This is a genomic window from Shinella sp. AETb1-6 (assembly GCF_009826875.1).
In the GTDB taxonomy this organism is placed as follows: Bacteria; Pseudomonadota; Alphaproteobacteria; order Rhizobiales; family Rhizobiaceae; genus Shinella; species Shinella sumterensis.
Genome location: NZ_WUMM01000025.1, coordinates 1 through 21,521 on the forward strand (window position 1 = coordinate 1; position 21,521 = coordinate 21,521).

Genomic DNA, 21,521 nt, shown 5'->3' on the forward strand with positions numbered 1-21,521 from the left:
GCCGAGTGCAGAATAACTACTTGGGGGCCGTCAGCGGATTGCCCGTCGCAGGACGGCAAACCAGGAAAGCGAACATGTGAGGCGACAGAAACAGAACGGTTTTGGCGACCTTTACGGTCTCTGCGTGCCTGCTGAACGGAATAGCCTGCTTCATTCATTCCTCGGCACCATCATTGCTTCGCAGGTAGGTCGCCATTGCAGGCGTGAGGACCATACCCGGCGAAACCATGTTGACACGAATGCTTTGCCTTTTCAGGTCAGTCGTCCGGGTCCTTGCGAACGACCGATGCAGGCGCAGTCACAGCGGAGAGCCAGCCTAAGATTGGTTCCTTGGTGTTACTCCCTTGAGGAGCCAATCCCACGTCCGGTCGAAGTGTGAATCGACGGCCTTCCTCGTGTCGAAGTCACCGCTGCCCATCATTGCCGAGGACGTGGGCAGCGCGACCAGACAATGGATCAGATGGCTGGCGATCGCATCTGCTTCACCATCGGCAATCATTCCGGCATTTTGTGCCTCGCTGACTGCTTGGATCAGTCGGCCCATGATCGGATCCGGTTGCGGCGGGATTGTTGCATTCTTCTCGAACACGACGGCTTCGCTGAAGGTGATGCGCTTCAAAGCGATCAGATCAGGTTCCATGTTGATGTGCAGGAGTTCGCGCAAGAGGGCCTGCAAGCGCTCTAATGCATCCCCTTCCATATGCGGCAAGTCCTCAAGTCGCGCCACCGCGCGCTTGTGGGCCTGCGCAACAACGGCCTCGAACAGAGCGACTTTCGAGGGAAAGCGCCTGTAGACCGTGTCCTTTCCCGCCCCGCATTGCGAAGCGACCTGTTCCATCGATGTGCCAGCAAAACCCCTGCTGGCGAATAGCAACGTTGCTGTCACTATGATCCTTTCGGCCGCCGCATTCTGCATGTCCTTCGAGGGGCGGCCTGATCTGACGAGCGTCTCCGATTTCCGCGATGCCATTGTTTCTCCCTTGCCGTTCTCCCGGCGACGTCTTTGGAGTTCGTCGCCAGAATTGCCAACAACAAAGTTGACAATATTGATCATCTTATCTGGACAGGACGGTCCCGTTTGATTTAATAGCCTATCAGATACCGCAAGCTGCGACCATGGGGGCGTTTCGTGAAGCACAGCATTTCCCTAAAACAGATACTGATGGCATCGACCTTTATCTTCGTTGTCAACCAAACCTGGGCCCAGGACGAAAGCACACAACTGGCGCCTATCCTAGTGTATGGCGACGGCACCGTTGACGACTCGTCCGGCAGCATAGTCGTCAAATCGGCACGATCGGCTACCAAGACCCTGACTCCCGTCGCAGAGACACCGCAATCCATAACGACCGTCACGCGCAAACAGATCGATGACCAGAACCCCCAAACAGTGAGTGAGGCACTGCGCTATACGGCAGGCGTCCTTTCCGATCGGGATTCGAATTCGCGCTATGATTCAGTATTTCTCCGTGGCTTCGGCGCATTCGGCACCGCCACAAATTATGTCAGCTATCTCGATGGCCTGAAGGTGCAGCGAGGGCAGGCCTTCGCCACTCCGTCTATCGATCCGTTCTTCCTGGATCATGTGGACGTACTGAAGGGGCCATCTGCCCTTCTCTATGGGCAGATCAGCCCTGGCGGCCTCGTCAATCAGGTTAGCCGAGAGCCATCCGACATCCAATCAAACGAGGTCCGCCTTGAGGTCGGATCGGACGGGCGGGTTCAGAGCGGATTTTACTCTACTGGACCTGTCACCTCCGATGGCACAGTGCAGTACGGGCTTGGGGTCATCGGCCGGTCCTCGGGCACGCGCTATGACGATGTCGATGAGCAACGCCTTGGCGTGATGCCATCGTTGAAGTGGGAGCCGGACGCAGACACGTCACTAGTGATCTCCGGTTATTATCAACGGGATCCGGAAGGCGGATATTTTAATTCCCTGTATCCGAAATTTTTGGCGCCTGCAGGCTATGCCGGTTTTTTGGCGCGCGACCTCAATATTGGAGATCCAAACTACGACGCTTTCGAGCGCACCCAACACGGCGTTGGCTATAGGTTCGAGCACAGTTTTGATGAACAGGTGACTGTACGTTCGAACTTTCGGTATTCCGGCGTTGAGACAGACATGCAATCGCTCCAGATGAACGGCCCGATGTCGGCAGCCGGTCTCATCCCTCGCTGGGCTGTGCATTCCATTGAAGACGCGAGTGGTTTTTCGTTCGACAATCAGGCGGAGTTTAACTTCGAGACTGGCGCCGTGCGTCATACGCTTCTTGCAGGCCTCGACATCCAGCGCTCCAGCAGCAGTTGGGAGTATCTGCTCGGTGGCGCAACATCGCTTGATGTCACCAACCCCGTTTATGGCCAGCCGGTCGGCCCGTTCATGACTGCGATCAATAGCGATCAGACACTTCGCCAGACGGGCATCTACGTTCAGGACCAGGTAGAAATCGGCGACCTACGCGGTGTCTTCGGCGTCCGGCACGACTGGGCAGACCAGGAAACGGACAATCGCCTCACCGGCACGTCAACCGATCGATCTGACAGCGCGACGAGCTATCGAGCGGGCTTGCTCTATCTGTTCGATAACGGCATAGCGCCCTATGTCAGCTACTCCACCTCATTCGAGCCGACGACCAGCTTGGGAGCTAACGGCAATCCGCTGAAACCGACGGAGGCGGAACAGTACGAGGTGGGTATCAAATATCAGCCGGCAGGGCTGGACGCCATCTTTACCCTATCTGTCTTCGACATCCGGCAGCAGAACGTCGTCTATTACAATGCCTCAACCGGCTTCAACGAACAGCAGGGCGAGATCCATTCGCGCGGCGTGGAATTTGAAGCCAGAGGTAGCCTGACCAGCAATCTTGAACTGATTGCTGCGGTGTCTCTGCTCGACACGGAGGTTTCCGAATCCGGCATCGCGTCGATCATTGGCAACCGTCCTCAGGCCGTGCCGCGCTACTACGGTTCGCTCTGGGCAAACTACACCATCGACACCGGCGCACTGGAAGGTTTGAGCATTGGCGGGGGCGCACGCTTCGTCGGCTCTAGCTACAGCAATGACGCAAACACGGTGAGGGCGGATGGCTACACGCTGTTAGACGCAGCGCTCCGCTACGATTTTGGAGCGAAGAACCCAAGCCTGAAGGGGCTTCAGGCAACACTCAATGTCACGAACCTGCTCGACAAGGAATATTATTCCTCCTGCAGTTCTGAATATTATTGCCAGTACGGCAACGGCCGCACGGTCCTGGCCGGCCTGAGATACAAGTGGTGAGGCGGCCGTGACTTTCACAAGACGCCGATTTTGCACCTCCATCGCCGCCGCCGGCATCCTCTCGGGGATCCGGCCCGCCGCCGCGGAACGACCTCTGACCGTGACGGATATGGCTGGGCGTGAGGTGCGACTGCCCGCACTGCCAAAGCGGATCATACTTCTGGAGGCACACGACCTCCTGACCATGTCCCTCCTGCATGCCGATCCCGCCTCGCTCGTCGTCGGCTGGGCGGCTGTCGATCGTATCGACAGCGAGCAACTCCAAAAGGACCTGCTCAACGGCCATCTGGCCAGCACCGTCGGCAAGCAGTCTCCCGATACCGTCTCATTGGAAGGGGTCATTGGTCTCGCGCCCGATCTCGTCGTCACGACATCTTTCATGACGCCGCAGGGTGACGCCGATCCAATGGTGGAAAGGCTGAAGCAATTCGGCATTCCGGTGGTCTTTAGCGATGCGTCGAGCAATGCCAATACCGGCGCGCAGACAGCCGATCCTGTTACCGCGCTCAGGAACTCGATGAAAATGTGGGGCGTACTCCTCGGCGCATCTGGCAAGGCAGAGGCATTCACCTCCTTCTTTGAACAGGAATTGGCAGGGGTCACCTCGCGCCTTGCAGGCACGACACCGGTCACGACCTATCTGGAGGTCCAGTCCACTCTTGACGACTGCTGCTGGGCGGCAGGGCGGAAGGTCTGGGGCGATCTTCTGGCACTTGCCGGCGGACAACCCTTGCCAGGCGTGACCGCCCCCTGGTTCGAAAAGCTCTCGCTCGAATATCTGCTGTCCACGCCCCACGATGTCTACATCGCCTCCGGCGGTGGATGGGCCTCGGGCAGCCGCCCCGCGATCGGGCCTGGCATAGACCCCACCCTGGGCCGGCGAGGTTTACAGCGCCTGATCGACGGAAGGCCCGCGTTCGACCACTTGCGAAGCGTTCGCGCGAAGCGCGTTCATGGGATATGGACCGGGCTGATCACCAATCTTCCGCTCAACATCCTCTTCGTAGCCCAAGCCGCCAAATGGTTGCACCCCGAGCAATGCGTCGATCTCGACCCTGCGGCCATTCTCGATCGCATCAATAGCGATTTCGCGGCATTCCCCATTGAGGGACCGTTATGGGCCTCCATCTGAGTTTAAGGAGAAATCCGGATGTCACTGATCATCAACAAGCGATATCGCGCAAGCGCCACGGTGCAGTTTGCGAACATCAGGGAATACGTCGAGCCGATCGTCGAATCGATCGCGACCCACGACATGACTGTTGAAGAAGCAGATGGAGTTCATCATATCCGCTCGCCGTTCGGCACTGCCGCGTTCGAAGCGACCGCAAACGGCTTCAAGCTGACGGCCGAAGCAACGGACGCAGGCGGTCTCAATCGGCTAAAGCACGCGCTCGTCGGGCCTATTGGCTTCATCGCCGCCCGTGAAAAGCTGGAAATCAAGTGGGAGGGGGATTATGCGGAGCCATCACTCCCAGACGATTTGCGCATCCTGCATGTTAAATCCGTCGACGACATTGCTCCCCGCTTCCGTCGCATCGTGTTTCGGGGGAAGAATCTGGAGCGGTACGATCGCGATGACCAGTTCCACTGTCGACTCATCTTCCAGCCGCGTGGTACAGCCGAACCGCGATGGCCCATGCTCGACCACCGCGGCCATGTCGTGTGGTCGGATGACAAAGCTGTTCCGACACGGGTCTACACGATCCGGCATATCGACACGGCAGCCCAAGACATCACGATCGACTTTGCCCTCCACGCCAATCCCGGGCCGGCAACCCGTTGGGCCATGGACGCGCGGCCCTGCGATCTTGCCGGTATCCTCGGTCCGGCCGCCAATGGTCCCAAATCCGCAGAATTCTACGTCCTGGTCGGCGATGAAACGGCTTTGCCGGGTATCGCCAGGTTCCTTGAAAACCTGCCCATCACCGCGACCGGCCATGCGTTCATCGAGGTGGATACCAAAACAGACGAGTTACCGCTTCACTGTCCGGCCGGCATGGCGGTCGTCTGGCTGCACCGCAACGGCGCCGACGCCGGCACGACGACGTTGCTGGAGGATAGCATCCGCGCGATAAAATGGCCTGAGCCGCTCGATACGGCCTTTGTCTGGGGCGGATGCGAGCACAAGGCGTTCAGCGCTATTCATCGGCATCTGAAGAAGGATGTCGGTCTTCCCCGTGATCGCTTCGTGCTCTACTCGCACTGGCATAGGCACCTCAGCGAAGAAGAAATTATAACCGCAGGAGCAGAGGCCTATCTGCCACAGTGAAAGCCACAACAGCTCTCTTTCATCGGTCTTGAAGGGAATTCGTCTCAGTCGTAATCGAGACAATGAAGCGTTGCCGTCAGCCTGCATCTTCCCGAACGGCCGCTGACCAAACATGCCTTGCTGGGCGCCTGTCCGATCGCTAATGCTTTTCGGCGCTTCCAATCAAAGAGGATAGAGATGGCAACTGGTATCGTAAAGTTTTTCGCTTAGGACAAAGGCTTCGGCTTCATCACCCCGGATAGTGGTGGACCGGATGTGTTTGTCCACATCTCGGCTGTAGGCTTCGGCGCTTCCCTGACCGATGGCCAGAAGGTTAGCTACGACGTGGGACAAGACCGGAAGACAGGAAAGTCTAAGGCTGAGAACGTTAGCGTCCTCTGAAATCAAATCCCCGGTCTCGTTGAAAATGCGAGATCGGGGCTAATCTGATCGTCTTCGCCTTGATAGGATTTGAACCGGCGACCAGTGCTTTCAGGAGTCAGAAGGCGCCACAATTGGATTCATCAGTGAGGCATACCTGTTGCAGGCCATATGAAAAAACGAGCTCATAGTGCTGCGGCAGCGTGGGGTAAGCTATCATAGGCACCCCAGATCGCTTGGTCGAAGTTGATGATCGCGCCGGTCATCAAACCGGATTCTTCTGAGGCGAGGAATGCAATGGCACGGGCGACCTCTTCGGGCTCGATCAGGCGGCCGTTCGGTTGAGCTATGACGGCCTTTTCGAGCCAATCGGCGGGCTGGCCGTCCAGTTCACGTTGCGTTCTGTCTTCTCCCTCGGATGCCATCCAGCCGATGTTGAGACTGTTGACGCGGATCCGATTTCGGAGGGCAGCGTAGGCGGTGTTGCGGGTCAGGGTGTCGAGAGCGCCCTTCGAGGCGCTGTAGGCTGCGAGAAAGGGCTGTCCACCCATCGAGGACATGGTCGATATATTGACGATCGTTCCAGCGACCCCGTCGCGCTTGAAGAGCTCAATTGCGCTTTGCATGAGGAAGAACGGTGCGCGGGTGTTGACCGCAAAAAGCTGGTCGAAGAGTTCCGGGCTGGTGTTGAGGATCGTTCCGCGATTTGTCATGCCGGCGGCATTGACCAGGCTGTCGAGCCGGCCGAACCTCTTGTCCGCCGCGGCGATGACCGCCTTGCAGTCATCCACATTCGACAGATCGGCTTTGACGAAGACGGCTTCCGCGCCCAGGGCTTCAAGTTGAGCCGCCTGCGCCGCGCCCTTTTCTTGCGATCGACCACAAATGACCAGCCCCTTCGCGCCGCGTTCCGCAAGAAGCTTTGCGGATGCGGCGCCAAGGCCCTGGGTGCCGCCGGTCACGACGACGATCTTGTTTTCAAACTGTGCCATTTTTGGTTTCCTCTCGCGTGCCTGCGCGTTGTTCCTGCGGTCCGGGTCGTCCAGTGCGCTCTAAGCGAACTGCAACGGCAACCAACCGCCATTGTGCTTCTCATGGCTGTCGACGACGGCATCGACGAAGGCCACACCTTTGAGCCCGTCATAGGAGGAAGGAATCCCCTCGCCGAACGGCCCGGCCGAAGCTCCGCTCTCCTTCGCCCGGATGACGGCGGCGAAGCCGGAATAGAGGTTCGTGAAGGCTTCGATATAGCCTTCGGGATGGCCCGGCGGCGTGCGGGTTCGAACGCGCGCGCCATCGGTGAGGTCGTCGCGGCCACGCTTGATCGTTTCCGGGGCGCCGAAGAGCCCGGTAAAGACCAGTTCGTTCGGCTGCTCCTGATGCCAGGCGAGGCTGCCTTTCTCGCCGAAAACCCGCAGCCTCAAGCCGTTCGACTGGCCGATCGCCACCTGGGAGGACCACAGAAGGCCGCGCGCGCCGCCTTCGTAGCGGATCATCACATGGGCGTTGTCGTCCAGTGCACGGCCCTCGACGAAGGTCGCAAGGTCCGCGGCGACGGCCTCGGCCTTTAATCCGGTTACGAAGCCCGCGAGATGATAGGCATGTGTGCCAATGTCACCAATGGAGCCACCGCGTCCGTTCTTATTCGGATCGGTACGCCAGGCCGCCTGCTGATTGCCTTGCAGCTCGATGCCCGTCGCCATCCACTCCAGCGGATACTCGACCTGTACCACGCGTATCTTGCCGAGATCTCCGCGTGCCACCATCGCCCGAGCCTCGTGGACCATCGGATAGCCGCTGTAGGTATAGGTCACTCCGAGGAAACGCCCCGTCGCCTGCGCGAGGTCGTGCAGCGCAATTGCATCCTCGATGGTCGTGGTCATCGGCTTCTCGCAAATGACATCGAACCCCGCTTCGAGAAATGCCTTGGCGATCGGGAAATGGGTATGGTTGGGCGTACAGATGGCCACGACATCGATGCGATCGCCGCGCGCGCGTTCTCCTGCCACCATCGCGAGATAGTCGCCATAGGAGCGGTCGCGATCGATAAAATTCTTCGATGCGAAGCTGTGTCCGCGTTCGGCATCGACGTCGAACGCACCGGCCACGAGGTCGTAGTGGTTATCGAGACGCGCAGCGAATCGGTGGATTCCGCCGATATAGGCGCCCTCGCCACCACCCACCATGCCGAGGCGAAGACGACGGTTGGACAGGTTTGTGTTCGACACGGCCAAGGTCCTTAGATCCCGAGGATTTCATTGTTGACGGAACGGTCTGCTCCGGACTTCACGAAGTCGTCGAAGGCGCGATCCGAAACCTTGATGATGTGATCGCGAATGAAGCGCGCGCCCTCGGCCGCGCCATCTTCCGAATTCTTCAGGCAGCATTCCCATTCGAGAACGGCCCATCCGTCAAAACCGTACCCCGTCAGTTTCGAGAAGATGGCCGCGAAATCGACCTGCCCGTCGCCGGGCGAGCGGAAGCGGCCGGCGCGGCTGACCCAGGGCTGGTACCCGCCATAGGCGCCCGTCTTGCCCGTCGGCCGGAACTCTGCGTCCTTCACGTGGAAGGTCTTGATGCGCTGGTGATAGTGATCGATGTAGGCGAGGTAGTCGATCGACTGCAGCACCAGATGGCTCGGGTCGTACATGATGTTGCAGCGCGGATGGTTGTCGACGCGCTCTAGGAACATCTCGAAGGTCAGGCCGTCGTGCAGGTCCTCGGTCGGATGGATTTCGTAGCAGACGTCGACGCCTTCGCCATCGAACGCATCGAGGATCGGCCGCCAGCGCCGCGCCAGTTCGTCGAAGCCGTCGGAGATCAGCCCGTCCGGCCATTGCGGATAGGGGTAGAAATAAGGCCACAGGAGCGTTCCGCTGAAGGTCGTGTGGCGATCGACACCGAAACGGCGCGAGGCTTTCGCCGCACAGAGCAGTTGGTTGACGGCCCATTCCTGCCGGGCCTTGGGATCACGGTGAACCTTGGCGGGCGCGAAGGAATCGGCCGGCAGGTTGAAGGACGGGTGGAGGGCGACGAGCTGACCCTGCAGGTGGCTGGCGAGGTCCGTGACGACGAGGCCGTGCTCGCCAAGCGTTCCCTTGATCTCGTCGACATAGTCCTGGCTGACCGCCGCCCGTTCGAGATCGATCACGCGGCGGTCCCAGGTGGGGATCTGCACGCCCTTGAACCCCTTGTCGGCGGCCCAGCCGGCCAGTCCCTTCAGCGAGTTGAAGGGCGCCTCATCGCCAGCGAACTGCGCGAGAAACACGCCGGGACCCTTGATGGTTCTCATGCTTGTCATCCTTCAGATGAAGAGGGTGCCGAGGTCGCGCCGGATCAGACGCCGACGCGCTGGTTCTTGCGGCCTTCCTGCTGGTCCTTCGCGGCGGCATTGACTTCCGCTCGCGCACTGACCTGCGGCACACCGACATCCCACCAGGCATCGCCCGGCGTCCAGGTGAAGGCGTCGGAGACGATAGTGATGACCGTAGTTCGGTCCGTGGTCTGCGCCCATTCCACCGCATCGCCGAGATCGGCAAGGCTCTCGACATGGCGCGTCAGCGCGCCCATCGCCTCGGCATGCTTGGCGAAATCGACGGCGAAGGGCTCGCTGACGCGGCAATCCTTGATCAGGTTGTTGAAGCCCGGCGTGCCCTTGGCATTCTGCAGGCGGTTGATGACCGCATAGCCGCCGTTGTCGCAGACGATGAGGATCATCTTGTGGCCGGACAGCACGGTCGAATAGATGTCCGAGTTCATCATCATGTAGGTGCCGTCGCCGATCATGACGATCGGCGTGCGGGTGGGATCGGCCATCGCCGCGCCCCAGCCGGCGGCAATCTCGTAGCCCATGCAGGAAAAACCGAATTCGCAATCGAAGGTGTTCGGCGCCTTGACGCGCCAGTTCTTCATCACCTCACCCGGCAGGCCGCCGGCGGCGGTGATCAGGAGGTCGCGGTCCTTCGCCTTGGAATTGACGATGCCGACGACCTGGGCATAGGTCGGGACGGGTGCGTTTGTCGGCTTCTGGTAGCCGTCGAGCGCGTCGTTCCATTTGGCGAACTCGATCTCGCCCTTCTTCGTCCAGCCGGCGTCCGCCTTGTAGTCGCCGATGGCGGCCTCGAGTTCGCCGACCGTTTCCAGCGCGTCGCCGACGACGGCGACGGCGCGGTGTTTCCTGGCATCCCAGCGCGCCGCGTTGATCGAGACGAAGCGGGCATCCGGCGAGAAGGCCGTCCAGGAGCCGGTGGTGAAGTCCATGAGGCGCGTACCGACGGCGAGCACCACGTCGGCTTCCGCCGCAAGCGCATTGGCCGACGTCGAACCGACGATACCGATCGGGCCGACATGGGCCGGATGGTCATGCGTGACGGTGCCCTTGCCGGCAATGGTCTCGCAAAGCGGAATGCCGTGCTTCTCGGCAAAATCGGCGAGCGCCGTCTCCGCGCCGGAATAGCGCACGCCGCCGCCGGAGATGATCAGCGGGCGTTTCGCCGCCTTCAGCACACGAACGGCCTCCGCGAGGCTGTCGCGATCGGGCCGCGGGCGCGGTGCCTTGTGAACGGTCGGCTCGAAAAAGCTTTCCGGATAGTCCCAGGCGATTTCCTGCACGTCCTGTGGCAGGGCAAGGAACGCTGGGCCGCAATCGGCGGGATCCAGCATGGTTGCGACGGCCTGCGGCAGCGAGCCGATGATCTGTTCTGGATGGGTGATGCGGTCCCAATAGCGCGTCACCGCCTTGAAGGCGTCGTTGACGGTGATCGTCGGATTGCCGAAATGTTCGACCTGCTGCATTACCGGGTCGGGGCGGCGGTTGACGAAGCTGTCACCGGCGAGAAGCAGAATGGGCAGGCGGTTGGTATGCGCCACGCCGGCTGCCGTCACCATGTTCAGCGCGCCGGGGCCAATGGAGCTGCATGCGACCATGATCTGGCGGCGGCGCATCGCCTTGGCAAAGCCGATCGCGGCGAGCGCCATCGACTGCTCGTTCTGGCCGCGCCAGGTCGGCAGCGTGTCCTTCACCGCCTCCAGCGCCTCGGAAAGGCAGGTGACGTTGCCATGGCCAAAAATTGCGAAAACGCCCGGGAAAAGCGGCTCGCGTCGGCCGTCGATTTCGGTAAACTGGTTGCAGAGATAGCGGACCAGGGCCTGGGCCATGGTGAGACGAACGGTACCCATTTAAAAACCTCCCTGAGCCGGCATCGCCGCGCCAGCCCTCTTCGCAGAACTTATTATTTCATAAATTCAGATATTGCAATACTTATTGCAAATCACATCGACAGTGTGCAATCCGTCCATTGCCCGCCCGACTGGCTAGAGGCGAGCGCCGCCTCGATGAACTTCACGCCAAGCGCGCCGTCCATCACCGTCGGATATTCCAGCAGCCCCGCGGGCAGGGTCCTGCCGAGGCGACGGGCCTCGACGGCAATCGCGAATTCCTCGTAGAGATTGCCCCAGGCGTCGCTGAGTGCCTCTGGATGGCCGCGCGGCATGTGGACAAAACGCGCCGCATGCACGCCGATGCCGGCGCCTTCGCCGCGCGTCAGCACGCGGGAAGGCTCGTTGAAGCGGCGGAAATGCAGAACCTCAGGTTCCTCCTGGTTCCATTCCAGGCTCGCCTTGTCGCCAAAGGCGCGGATGCGAAGCCCACAATGGGCGCCGGGCGCGACCTGGGAGATCATGATGGTGCCGGGAATGTCACCTTCGTAGCGCACATGCATGAAGGCCGTGTCCTCCAGCGCCTTCGGCGGACCCAGCGTGTGGAACTCCGCCCGAACCGCCGCGACGGGACGGCCGCAGACGAAGGCGCCGAGATGGTGGCAATGGGTGCCGATATCACCGGTGGTGAAGGTGGGACCGACGATCGAAGGATCGACGCGCCATTGCGCGCCGGCACCGGCATCCTTGGGCGGGGTCAGCGCCCATTCCTGGAAATATTCGACATGCACCTGCTTGAGGGTGCCAAGCGCGCCTTCGCGGACCATCTGGCGTGCCTGCCGAACCATTGCGGAGGCGGCATAGGCATAGGTCACGCCGAAGACGAGACCCGTCTCCTTCTGGAGGCGGACCAGATCGAGCGCATCGGCAAGCGTCGTCGTCAGCGGCTTGTCGCTGATGACGTCGATGCCCTTTTCCATGAAGGCGACGGCGATGGCGTGATGAGAGTTGTTGGGCGTGGTGATCGCCACGGCATCGATGCCATCCGGCCGCGCCGCCTCGCGCTCGGCCATCACGCGGTAATCCGTGTAGATGCGGTCGTCCGCCAGCAGCCAGGCCCGTCCGGATTCCCTTGCGACCTGCGGCCGGGACGACAGCGCGCCAGCAACGACGTCCCAACGGTTGGAAAGCCGGGCGCCCCGTGCATGCACCTTGCCGATGAAGCTGCCCTGCCCTCCGCCGACGATGCCAAGCCGCAAACGGCGCTCGGCAATGGGAAATTCTTGCCCGCCGGAAACCTCTGCCATGATCTCCTCCCTCAAAATCCGCCATGCCCTGAAAACAGGCTTGCAGAATTAATATTGACGGAATATCAAATGTGCAACTTTTTTTGCATTACCATCAGGAGGAAGTTGATGATCAGGATCGCATTGCTCGGCTGCGGGCGTATCGGGAAGATGCATGCTGCCACGATTGTGCGTTCAAGCAAAGCCGAACTCGCAGCCGTGTACGATCCCGTTTCCGCGGCAGCGGAAGAGGTTGGCCATCAGTTCGGTTGCCTTGTTGCGGGTAGCGCCGAAGAGGCCATCGCACAGGCCGATGCCGTGCTGATCGCGACGTCCACGCCGACGCATGCGGACCTCATCGAGGCATCCGCAAAGGCCGGCAAGGCCATCTTCTGCGAAAAGCCCATCGACCTGTCGCTGGCCCGGGTCAAGGCCTGCCGCGCGGCGCTGAAGGGCTTCGACAAGCCGATCCAGATCGGTTTCAACCGTCGCTACGATCCGGGCCACCGGGCGGCGCGCGATACAGCTCGTTCCGGCGAGATCGGCGATATCCGCCAGGTGATCATCACCTCGCGCGATCCCGGCCTTGCCTCCCGCGAATACCTGAAGGCATCGGGCGGCATCTTCAAGGACATGACCATCCACGACTTCGACCTCGCGCGCTTCATGCTCGGCGAGGAGCCCGTCGAGGTCTTCGCCACCGGCAGCGCGCTCATCGACCCGACGCTTGCGGAGCTGAACGATGTCGACTCCACCATGGTCGTCCTGCGCACGGAAAGCGGCAAGCTTTGCCACATCAACAATTCCCGCGCCGCAATCTACGGTCACGACCAGCGGGTCGAAATCCTGGGATCGAACGGCATGCTCATATCCGGAAACCGCCGGGCGCATGGCCTCGAGCGGTTCGGCCCGACCGCGACGGGCGCCGGCGAGCCCTTCCTCAACTTCTTCATCGAGCGCTACGCGGAAGCCTACACGCTGGGCCTGGAATCGTTCATCGACTGCGTCGAATCGAACAAGACCCCGGACGCGACCTTCGAGGACGGCGAAAAATCGCTCGCACTGGCGGAAGCCGCAAACCTTTCGCTCGCCGAGCGGCGCTTTGTGAACATTCGCGAAATCGTCGCCTGACGTCGGTGCCCGCCATCCCGAGCGGACATGGCGGGCATTCCTCTCAGGGCTTGCGGCGCTGGTTTCCCGTCACGGTCGGGATTTGCGGCGAGCCCTTCTTGTCTTCCTGCAACAACGCCGCAACGGCAACCGCGATAGCCTGTGTCAGGCACATCGGCGCGGCAAGGGAGCGCGAGAACGAATATTCATCCTCGGGGATCGTAAACAGCACGCTGGCGTTCTTCGCGAGCGGCGACAGCTGGCTGTCCGTAATGGCAACCATCGGCGTGCCATTGTGCGCCGCGACGTCGGCAATCGTCACAACCTCCTTGGCATAGTGGCGGAAGGCGATGGCGACCAGAACATCCTTCTTGCCCATGACCTGCGCCATTTCCGGCGCCAGCCCGCCGGCAGGGTCGAGCAGGATGACCCGCAGCTGAAGCATCGAGAGCACGTAGCGGAGAAACTTCGCAATCGGCTCCGAGCGCAACTGGCCGGCGATGAAGATCGTATTCGCGTTCTTCAGGGCCTTGGCGGCTTGCGAGAGGCTTTCCTCGGGTGTCGAACTCAACAGCTCCTGCAGCGTTGCGATATCGCGAACGACCAGATCGTGCAGGAAGCCCAGGTTTCCGTTGCGCTTGTTCTTTTCCAAGTCGACGTCTAGCGCGCTGATGCGCTCGCGATAGCCGGGTGCCGCCGTCGAAAGCCGGCTTTGAAAGACCGCCTGGAGCTGCTTGAAGCCGGAAAACCCGAAATTCTGGGCGAACCGCACCAGGATCGACGGATGCGCGCCGCACTGCTCGGCAATCGCATTGATCGACTGCATCGCGACGACGTTCGGGTTCTGCGTGATGAAGCGGGCGACCTGCTGGAAGCGGTCACTGAGGTTTGGGTAGGCCTCGGTGACGAGGTTGACGAATGTCTCGTAGTTGGCTGTGCGCGGTGGCGGCTGATCGGACTGTTTTACCCGTGGCATGCAGCGCAACTCCTGAAGCATGATGTGCAAGAGGCCGCGCCATTCAGGATTGTGGTCCACGCGGTCCCGTTGCTTACTCAGTGCAGTATTGCAAAACCCGGCAATCCGCAACGCTTGTCGCGATCCACCTGTCCGGCGGCAGCGGGTGCGCCCTGACGGGCGCACCCTTTTTCATCAATAGGGAGCGTCGGGGAAGTAGTATTCTGCCGCGTTGTCTTTCGTGATCAGCGGGCTGCCGAGTACGTAGCGACCGTTGATGGGGGCCTGGGTGGCGAACTTCATGGTGACGAGTTCGATCGCCGGGATGATCAGCGTCGGCGGGTAGAAGATGTCGGCATCGACCATGTCATGACCGTCCATCACCAGCTTGATCACCTTGTTCATGCCGGAGCCGCCCAGCACCGTCACGTTCTTGCGGTCCGCCTGCTTGATCGCCTCGATGGCGCCAAGCGCGGCATCGTCATCACCCGCCCAGACGCCGTTGATCTCGGGGAAACGCTGCAGGTAGTCCTGCATCACCTCGAAGCCCTTGTCCGGGTTCCAGTTGGCATACTGCATGTCGAGCACTTCGATCTTGGTGTCCTTCAGCGCCGCGTTGAAGGCGTCGATGCGGATATTGTCGATCGCCGTCGGAATGCCGCGCATCACGACGATCTTGCCGCCGTCCAGAAACTTATTCTTGAAGTATTCGGCAGCAGCCGTGCCGTATTGCGGGTTGTCGCCGCCGACATAGAGGTCTTCGATGCCCTCTTCAGCGAGACCGCGGTCGACGGTCGCGATGAAGACGCCCTTGGCCTTGGCGGCCTTGACCGGCTCGGTCAGCGGGTCGGATTCGAAGGGCAGCACGACGAGCGCGTTGATGTTGCGCGCCATCAGGTCCTCGATGTCGTTGACCTGCTGCGTCGCGCTCGACGACGTCGCCAGCACGAAGTCGATGTTCGGAAAGGCTTCCTTCATCCGGTCGATGGTGCGCTTGGTGTGATAGTTGAGTCCCCCTGTCCAGCCATGGGTGGCGGCCGGAATCGAGACGCCGATGACGGCGTCGGCGGCAAGAGCCGGCGTTGCCAGCGCCGCGATGGCGACTGCGCCTGCGGCAAGCATGGATTTCAGCTTGTGGAACATTCACTTGTCTCCCTGTTGAAGTGAAAAGACGGTTCAGCCCTGCGAGCGGTCGCGTTGCAGCAGTACGGCGATGATGATGATCGCCCCCTGGAATGCGCCGTTGAGATAGGGGCTTATGAAGCCGGTGAGGTTGAGGATGTTGCTGATGAAGCCGAGGATCAGCACGCCGACGATGGTGCCCCAGATGCGGCCGAAGCCACCGCTGAGCGCCGTACCGCCGATGATGACGGCGGCAATGGCTTCCAGCTCCCACATCAGGCCGGTCGAAGGCGTCGCGGCGCCCAGGCGCGGCACGTAGATCACGGTGGCGACGGCGACGCAGAGGCCCTGGATGACATAGGTGAGGATGCGTACCCTGTTAACCGGGATCGCCGAATAGAAGGCGACATGGCGGTTCGAGCCGATGGCGGCGACATGCCGGCCGAAGCGCATGCGCCGCAGCACCAGTTCGCCGACGATGGCGATGACGGCGAGCACGAGGATCGGCACGGCGATGCCGAGAATCTGGCCGTAATAGATCGGGCGTGCGGCATCGCGCAGCGAGAAATCGAGCGAGATGGAGCCGCCATCCGCAAGCCAGGTGATGACCGAGCGGAAAATGCCCATGGCGCCGAGCGTCACGATGAAGGCTTCCACCCGCCCCTTGACGATCATGACACCGTTAAGCAGTCCCGCCGCCGCGCCCACAACCAGCGAAAAGACGATGCCCGCAGCGACGAGCTGCCAGCCCGGCCCAAGCGTCTCGGCCGCCGTATTCATGAACATGATCGTGACGCCTGCCACCAGCGCGGAGAGCGAGCCGACGGAAAGGTCGAGCCCGCCCGCCGTGATGACGAAGGTGGCGCCAACCGCGATGATGCCGATGATGGCGCTGCGCGTGAAAACGTTCGAGAGATTTTCCGCGCCGAGGAAGCTATCGCTCATCAGGGAGCCGACGAGCATAAGCAGGATGAGGGCGATGAGCGGGCCGGCCGCCTCGAAAATGCCAGCAAGGGTGCGGCCCGGCGACGCTGTGGCGTTGCCGGCGGATGTCGCGCTTATATCGGTCAATGGCTTGCCTCCTCCTGCGGGGCCTTCTCTTCCAAGCCCATGGCAAATCGAATGATGTCGGTCTCGCTGATCGCGTCGCCGGTAAGCTCGCCGGCGATGCGGCCTCGCCGCATGACCAGCACCCGGTCGGACAGGCCGACGATCTCCTGCATCTCGGACGAGATGACGACGATCGCCTTTCCTTCGGCAGCGAGTGCGGCAATGATCTCGTAGATCTGCTGCTTGGCGCCGATATCGACGCCGCGCGTGGGTTCGTCGAAGACGATGAGATCGGGTTCCACGGCGAGCGTTTTGGCGATCAGCACCTTCTGCTGGTTGCCGCCGCTGAGCGCTCCGGCCGTCACGTCCAGCCGTCCGGTGCGAATGTCATAGCGCCCGACGGCCGCTTCGAGGTCCCGTCGCTCCGCCCGCCGGTCGATCCAGCTCGCGCCAGCGATCGCCCCCTTGGTGAGCGCCACGTTCTGGTCGAGCGACTTGCCGAGCAGCAGGCCCTTACCCTTGCGGTCCTCCGTCAGATAAGCGAGCTTCAGGCCCCAGGCCTCGCGCGCTGTCGGCAGCTTTCGCGCCGCGCCGCGCAAGTGGAAGGATCGGCATTTCGCCGGCCGCAGCCCGAAGAGTGCTTCGAAAAGTTCGGTGCGACCTGATCCGACGAGGCCGGAAATGCCGAGCACTTCGCCCACGCGGATATCGAGCGTTGCCTCTTCGACGGCGCCCGGCGATGTGAGACCGGCAACGCCGAGCAATACCGTGCGTCCCTGCGCACCGCGCCGCGGCGGATAGATTTCCGCGAGCGGCCGACCGACCATCGCCTCGGCCATCTCATCCTCGGAAACATCCTGAGTGTTCTCGACGCGCACGATCTGTCCATCGCGCAGCACCGCGACGCGATCGGCGATATTCTTCACTTCATCGAGGCGATGCGAGGTGAAGATCACCGAGCCGCCTGCGTCCCGGAAGGCGCGGATCCGACTGAACAGGTTGCCCGCCTCCGTGGCCGAGAGCACGGCGGTCGGCTCGTCCATCAGGATAAGTTTTGGCTGACGCGCGAAGGCCTTGGCAAGTTCGATCATCTGCCAGTCGGACACCGGCAGATCGCGGAGCCGTGCCCGGACGGGAGCGGCCGAGCCGAGTTCAGCCAGCAGGTCGCGTGCCCGTATCTCCATCGCCTTGCGATCGGTAAAGAGGCCGCGCGTGATTTCCCGGCCGAGAAAGACGTTTTCCGCCACCGTCAAATGGGGCGCCAGGCAGAATTCCTGGTGCACCATGACGATGCCAGCGCGCTCGGCGGCATGCAGCGTTGCCGGCGCCGGTGCGCCATCCAGCAGCATTGTGCCCGAAGACGGTGGCGCCAGTCCCGCGGCAATGCGCATGAGTGTCGACTTGCCCGCGCCGTTTTCACCAACGAGCGCCAGCACCTCGCCCGGTTTGACCACGAGATCAATGCCCTTCAGCACCGGCACGATGCCATAGGACTTGGCGATGTCCCGGAATGTCAGGAGCGTCATGACCAGCCGCCGACAGGAGAAAGGCGCTGTGCCGCAATCTCGGAGCGATTGACGACGAGCGTCGGATCGAGCGTTCCCTTGAAGAAATCGATAATGTTCTCCGCCGCCGAGATGGCCATGCGGCGCGCGCAGGCTTCGGTGAGCCCGGCATTGTGCGGGGAAAGCACCACCCGGTCGCAGGCGAGCATGGGGTCGTCATTCGCCGGCGGCTCGGAATCAAGGACGTCGAGACCAGCCGCGGCAAGCCTCCCTTCATCGAGCGCGGCCAGCAGCGCCTTTTCGTCGATCAGGCCGCCGCGCGCCGTGTTCACGAGAATGGCCGAGCGTTTCATCACAGCCAGTTCCTTCGCTCCGATCAAGGGCTCGGCGCCCGATTTGGGCACATGCAGCGACACGACGTCGGCGCGGGAGAGGCCATCGAGCAGATCATCCACGGGCGTTGCGCCGGCGGCCGCGATCTGGTCCGCGGCCTGGAACTTGTCGTAGGCAAGCACCGTCATGCCGAGCGCCGTTGCGATCTGCGCCAGCCGCCTGCCAATGCGGCCGAAGCCGACCACCAGCAACGTGCCACCGTCCAACTCATCGGCATCCAGACTGTTACGATAGTTCCAATCACCTTCCCGCATCTTGCGGTCGAAGAGGACGGTGCGGCGCGCGGCCGAGAGCATCAGCATGACGGCGTGCTCGGCCACGGCGCGGGAATTCACATCTCCCACGACGGCGAGCGGTATGCCGCGACCGTTCAAGGCCGCGACATCGACCGAATCGTAACCGACGCCGTGACGCGAAACGATCTTGAGGTTCGGCGCATCGGCAACGAATGCCGCCGAGAGCGGCTGGGTGCGGATAAGTAGCGCATCGGCGGCGGCGAGGAACGGCTTGTAGCTTGCCGCGGAAACCTCCTCGACATAGTCGATCGTCAAGCCGGGCGCGGAATTGAGAACGGCAAGACCGTCAGCGTGGATCTTGCCTGCGACCAGAATCCTGGGCATTCAATATCCTCCTGTGTCGATCGTGTTGGCGGGAGCGATTTCGTGAACGAGATCGCGGAACTTCCGCACACTCGCCTCGGCGGCGCCCGCAAGGAGGCGGACATCGTTGGTGACGGTCACGAAGTCGAAGCCCCAGCCCACGGCTTCCGCCGCATAGTCGGGGGTGCCGTTATGCAGCGCCGCACGTTTTCCCGCCTTGTGAGCCGCATGGAGAATCGTCTTGATCGCCTCGATCATCTCGGGCTCGCGACGGTCGAAGCCGGGTGCGTAGCGCTTGCCCTGGAGCCCCAGCGTCAGGTCGGCGGGACCGATATAGACGCCGTCGAGGCCGGGGGTCGCGAGGATATCCTCCAGGTTCTCATAGGCCTGCGCCGTCTCGATCATGGCGAGGCAGATCATCTCGTCATCGGCTTCCGCTGCATATCCGGCGCCGGCGGAAAACAGGGCACGGCTGGGGCCGAAGCTGCGCACGCCATTGGGGGGATAGCGCACATAGGAGACAAGCCGCTCTGCTTCTGCACGGGTATTGATCATCGGGCAAATGACACCGTAGGCACCGGCATCGAGCGCCTTCATGATGTCGGCGGGATCGAGCCACGGCACGCGCACCAGCGGTGTCACACCGCTTGCCCGCATGGCCTGAAGCATCGGCACCGCGCCATCGTAGCCGACAATGCCGTGCTGCATGTCGATGGTGAGCGAGTCGTAACCCTGCGCGGCCATGATTTCGGCGCTGAAGGAATTGGCGATGGAGAGCCAGCCGTTGAGGACGGGCTTGCCTTCGGCCCAGCGCTGCTTGACACCGTTCTTGATCATGACTGCCTCCTCAGACCAGCATCTGCGCGAGCTTGACGTTGGAATAGTCGAGGATGCCCTCGGTACCGCCCTCGCGGCCCATGCCGCTCGCCTTGATGCCGCCGAACGGCGCCTCGGCGGCTGCCAGTGCAAAACTGTTGACCCCGACCATGCCCGCCTCCAGCCGCGCCGCCGCCTCGCGTGCGCGGCCGGCATCTCGGGTGAAGACATAGGCGGAAAGTCCCATTTCGGAGGCATTCGCCCGCTCGAAGACCTCATCCGTGCTGGAAAAGGGCGTGATGGCGGCGATCGGGCCGAAATTCTCCTCGGCGATCGCCTTGGCATCGTCCGGCAGGCCGGTGATGACGGTGGGCTCGAAGAAGAAACCGGCATTCGTATCCGCCGGGCGTCTGCCGCCTGCGAGGATCCTGCCGCCGCGGTCACTCGCATCGGCGACGATTTCCTCGATGGCGGCGATGCGGCGCTCGTTGATCAGCGGCCCCATCTGCGTCGCCTCATCGAGACCGTAACCGAGCTTCAGCGCGCGGGCGCGGGCAGCAAAGCCGTCAGAAAAGCGATCGTGCAACGACTCATGCACATAGAAGCGGTCGGGCGTTACGCAGACCTGGCCGGCATTGGCGTATTTCGTCGGCACAGCGAGATCGAGGGCCTTGTCGAGATCGGCGTCGTCGAAGACGATCATCGGCGCATTGCCGCCGAGTTCCATGCTGACGCGCTTTACCGTTTCGGCACTGTCGCGGATCATCTGCTGACCGACACGTGTCGACCCCGTCAGAGAAACCTTCCGCACGACGGACGATGCCATGATGGGCTTGTAGGTGTTGCCGGTCGGGCCGATCAGAAGGTTAGCGACGCCTGCGGGAAGGCCGGCTTCACGCAGGCAGTCGAAGAGGACCATGGCAACGCCCGGCACTTCGACGGACGGACGCACGATGACGGCACAGCCGGCGGCAAGCGCCGGCGCGACCTTGCGGGCGATCAACGCCGCTGGGAAATTCCACGCTGTGAAGGCTGCGACGACACCGACGGGCTCATGCGTCACCTCCAGGCGACCGCCCGGCACACGGCTTTCGACGATGCGGCCGTAGATGCGGCGGGCTTCCTCCGCGTACCAGCGGAACTGGTCGACGGCGAGTGCCCATTCGCGCCCCGCCTGCGCCAGCGGCTTTCCCGTTTCGAGCGTGATCTGGCGCGCTGCCTCGGCCGTGCGCGCCGCCATCACGTCGGCGGCCTTGTGCAAGTGATCCGCACGGGTCCAGGCCGGGGTCTTCTTCCAGGCCTGGAAGGCCCTGTCCGCCACACCGATCGCCCGGTTTGTGTCGTCAACGCTGGCCACGGGAACGACGCCCAATACATCGCCGTTGCCCGGATCCGTGATTTCGGTCGATGCGCCGGTCGCGGGACCTGACCAGGCGCCATCGATGAACAAGCCGTAGGACGCGTACATGTTTCCTCCTCGCGTTGCCGAAGGAAGCCAATCAGCAACATTTGTTTTCATTATTACAAAGACGCAATTTTAATTGCACGTCAAGCGTAATCGGCATGATGAACAGCTTGTTTTGGGTAAATGGAGCGCTGGACACGGCGCCGGCGAG

At 62.0% G+C, this 21,521-nt stretch carries 17 protein-coding genes and 1 pseudogene; 5 read left to right on the plus strand and 13 right to left on the minus strand.

Annotated elements, in window-relative coordinates:
- Positions 1 to 316: 316 nt before the first annotated feature.
- Positions 317 to 1,054 carry a TetR/AcrR family transcriptional regulator gene (locus GR158_RS24490; RefSeq protein ID WP_230640382.1) on the minus strand — a complete coding sequence of 246 codons (738 nt, stop codon included), beginning with the start codon at positions 1,052 to 1,054 and terminating at the stop codon, positions 317 to 319.
- A gap of 75 nt (positions 1,055 to 1,129) precedes the next feature.
- Between GR158_RS24490 and GR158_RS24495 the strand changes: the two genes are divergently transcribed.
- The 4 genes and pseudogenes from GR158_RS24495 to GR158_RS24510 all read left to right on the plus strand — a co-directional run bounded on the left by GR158_RS24495 (position 1,130) and on the right by GR158_RS24510 (position 5,933).
- On the plus strand, positions 1,130 to 3,280 hold the full coding sequence (locus tag GR158_RS24495) for a TonB-dependent siderophore receptor (RefSeq protein ID WP_371731788.1): 2,151 nt from the start codon (positions 1,130 to 1,132) through the stop codon (positions 3,278 to 3,280).
- A gap of 7 nt (positions 3,281 to 3,287) precedes the next feature.
- Positions 3,288 to 4,412 (plus strand): ABC transporter substrate-binding protein, encoded by a 1,125-nt coding sequence (locus tag GR158_RS24500; protein ID WP_230640380.1) that lies wholly within the window; start codon positions 3,288 to 3,290, stop codon positions 4,410 to 4,412.
- Between the two features lie 18 nt (positions 4,413 to 4,430).
- Positions 4,431 to 5,552: a siderophore-interacting protein gene (locus GR158_RS24505; protein ID WP_160872978.1), complete on the plus strand. Its 1,122-nt coding sequence runs from the start codon at positions 4,431 to 4,433 to the stop codon at positions 5,550 to 5,552.
- Positions 5,553 to 5,729: 177 nt separating this feature from the next.
- Positions 5,730 to 5,933, plus strand: a pseudogene (locus GR158_RS24510) (cold-shock protein).
- A 164-nt stretch (positions 5,934 to 6,097) separates the two neighbouring features.
- On the opposite strand, the gene GR158_RS24515 reads toward GR158_RS24510, so the two are convergent.
- The 5 genes from GR158_RS24515 to GR158_RS24535 form a co-directional block, all read right to left on the minus strand.
- The gene (locus GR158_RS24515) at positions 6,098 to 6,904 is read right to left on the minus strand and encodes an SDR family oxidoreductase (protein WP_134651966.1); all 807 of its coding nucleotides are present in this window, start codon (positions 6,902 to 6,904) and stop codon (positions 6,098 to 6,100) included.
- Positions 6,905 to 6,964: 60 nt separating this feature from the next.
- Positions 6,965 to 8,098, minus strand: a complete 1,134-nt coding sequence (locus GR158_RS24520) for a Gfo/Idh/MocA family protein (protein WP_160872998.1) — start codon at positions 8,096 to 8,098, stop codon at positions 6,965 to 6,967.
- 53 nt (positions 8,099 to 8,151) lie between these two features.
- Complete coding sequence (locus tag GR158_RS24525) at positions 8,152 to 9,204, minus strand: sugar phosphate isomerase/epimerase (protein ID WP_160872979.1); 1,053 nt, start codon at positions 9,202 to 9,204, stop codon at positions 8,152 to 8,154.
- Positions 9,205 to 9,248: 44 nt separating this feature from the next.
- Complete coding sequence (gene iolD, locus GR158_RS24530; protein ID WP_160872980.1) at positions 9,249 to 11,090, minus strand: 3D-(3,5/4)-trihydroxycyclohexane-1,2-dione acylhydrolase (decyclizing); 1,842 nt, start codon at positions 11,088 to 11,090, stop codon at positions 9,249 to 9,251.
- A gap of 92 nt (positions 11,091 to 11,182) precedes the next feature.
- Positions 11,183 to 12,376: a Gfo/Idh/MocA family protein gene (locus tag GR158_RS24535; RefSeq protein WP_134651972.1), complete on the minus strand. Its 1,194-nt coding sequence runs from the start codon at positions 12,374 to 12,376 to the stop codon at positions 11,183 to 11,185.
- Between the two features lie 108 nt (positions 12,377 to 12,484).
- Between GR158_RS24535 and iolG the strand changes: the two genes are divergently transcribed.
- A complete protein-coding gene (gene iolG, locus GR158_RS24540) occupies positions 12,485 to 13,486 on the plus strand; it encodes an inositol 2-dehydrogenase (protein ID WP_160872981.1) in 1,002 nt (333 codons plus the stop codon).
- Between the two features lie 43 nt (positions 13,487 to 13,529).
- Here iolG and GR158_RS24545 read toward each other — a convergent pair whose 3' ends face one another.
- From GR158_RS24545 to GR158_RS24575, 7 genes are all read right to left on the minus strand, one after another.
- Positions 13,530 to 14,441, minus strand: a complete 912-nt coding sequence (locus GR158_RS24545; RefSeq protein ID WP_134651976.1) for a MurR/RpiR family transcriptional regulator — start codon at positions 14,439 to 14,441, stop codon at positions 13,530 to 13,532.
- Between the two features lie 174 nt (positions 14,442 to 14,615).
- Positions 14,616 to 15,563: a substrate-binding domain-containing protein gene (locus GR158_RS24550; protein WP_160872982.1), complete on the minus strand. Its 948-nt coding sequence runs from the start codon at positions 15,561 to 15,563 to the stop codon at positions 14,616 to 14,618.
- A 33-nt stretch (positions 15,564 to 15,596) separates the two neighbouring features.
- A complete protein-coding gene (locus GR158_RS24555; protein ID WP_246665782.1) occupies positions 15,597 to 16,613 on the minus strand; it encodes an ABC transporter permease in 1,017 nt (338 codons plus the stop codon).
- Positions 16,610 to 18,118 carry a sugar ABC transporter ATP-binding protein gene (locus GR158_RS24560; RefSeq protein ID WP_160872983.1) on the minus strand — a complete coding sequence of 503 codons (1,509 nt, stop codon included), beginning with the start codon at positions 18,116 to 18,118 and terminating at the stop codon, positions 16,610 to 16,612. The genes GR158_RS24555 and GR158_RS24560 overlap by 4 nt, the downstream gene beginning before the upstream one ends.
- Complete coding sequence (locus GR158_RS24565; protein ID WP_160872984.1) at positions 18,115 to 19,110, minus strand: hydroxyacid dehydrogenase; 996 nt, start codon at positions 19,108 to 19,110, stop codon at positions 18,115 to 18,117. The genes GR158_RS24560 and GR158_RS24565 overlap by 4 nt, the downstream gene beginning before the upstream one ends.
- Complete coding sequence (locus tag GR158_RS24570) at positions 19,111 to 19,926, minus strand: HpcH/HpaI aldolase/citrate lyase family protein (protein ID WP_160872985.1); 816 nt, start codon at positions 19,924 to 19,926, stop codon at positions 19,111 to 19,113.
- A gap of 10 nt (positions 19,927 to 19,936) precedes the next feature.
- Entirely contained in the window at positions 19,937 to 21,373 is a 1,437-nt protein-coding gene (locus GR158_RS24575; protein ID WP_160872986.1) for an NAD-dependent succinate-semialdehyde dehydrogenase, read from the minus strand.
- Positions 21,374 to 21,521 lie beyond the last annotated feature (148 nt).

Excerpts from the sequence above, each read along its gene's own strand:
- iolD (WP_160872980.1), bottom strand. The coding sequence starts at position 11,090 with ATGGGTACCGTTCGTCTCACCATGGCCCAGGCCCTGGTCCGCTATCTC.
- GR158_RS24550 (WP_160872982.1), bottom strand. The coding sequence starts at position 15,563 with ATGTTCCACAAGCTGAAATCCATGCTTGCCGCAGGCGCAGTCGCCATC.
- GR158_RS24575 (WP_160872986.1), bottom strand. The coding sequence starts at position 21,373 with ATGTACGCGTCCTACGGCTTGTTCATCGATGGCGCCTGGTCAGGTCCC.
- GR158_RS24535 (WP_134651972.1), bottom strand. The coding sequence starts at position 12,376 with ATGGCAGAGGTTTCCGGCGGGCAAGAATTTCCCATTGCCGAGCGCCGT.
- GR158_RS24570 (WP_160872985.1), bottom strand. The coding sequence starts at position 19,926 with ATGATCAAGAACGGTGTCAAGCAGCGCTGGGCCGAAGGCAAGCCCGTC.
- GR158_RS24505 (WP_160872978.1), top strand. The coding sequence starts at position 4,431 with ATGTCACTGATCATCAACAAGCGATATCGCGCAAGCGCCACGGTGCAG.
- GR158_RS24490 (WP_230640382.1), bottom strand. The coding sequence starts at position 1,054 with ATGATCAATATTGTCAACTTTGTTGTTGGCAATTCTGGCGACGAACTC.
- GR158_RS24525 (WP_160872979.1), bottom strand. The coding sequence starts at position 9,204 with ATGAGAACCATCAAGGGTCCCGGCGTGTTTCTCGCGCAGTTCGCTGGC.
- GR158_RS24560 (WP_160872983.1), bottom strand. The coding sequence starts at position 18,118 with ATGACGCTCCTGACATTCCGGGACATCGCCAAGTCCTATGGCATCGTG.
- GR158_RS24520 (WP_160872998.1), bottom strand. The coding sequence starts at position 8,098 with ATGGTGGGTGGTGGCGAGGGCGCCTATATCGGCGGAATCCACCGATTC.
- iolG (WP_160872981.1), top strand. The coding sequence starts at position 12,485 with ATGATCAGGATCGCATTGCTCGGCTGCGGGCGTATCGGGAAGATGCAT.
- GR158_RS24515 (WP_134651966.1), bottom strand. The coding sequence starts at position 6,904 with ATGGCACAGTTTGAAAACAAGATCGTCGTCGTGACCGGCGGCACCCAG.
- GR158_RS24565 (WP_160872984.1), bottom strand. The coding sequence starts at position 19,110 with ATGCCCAGGATTCTGGTCGCAGGCAAGATCCACGCTGACGGTCTTGCC.
- GR158_RS24545 (WP_134651976.1), bottom strand. The coding sequence starts at position 14,441 with ATGCCACGGGTAAAACAGTCCGATCAGCCGCCACCGCGCACAGCCAAC.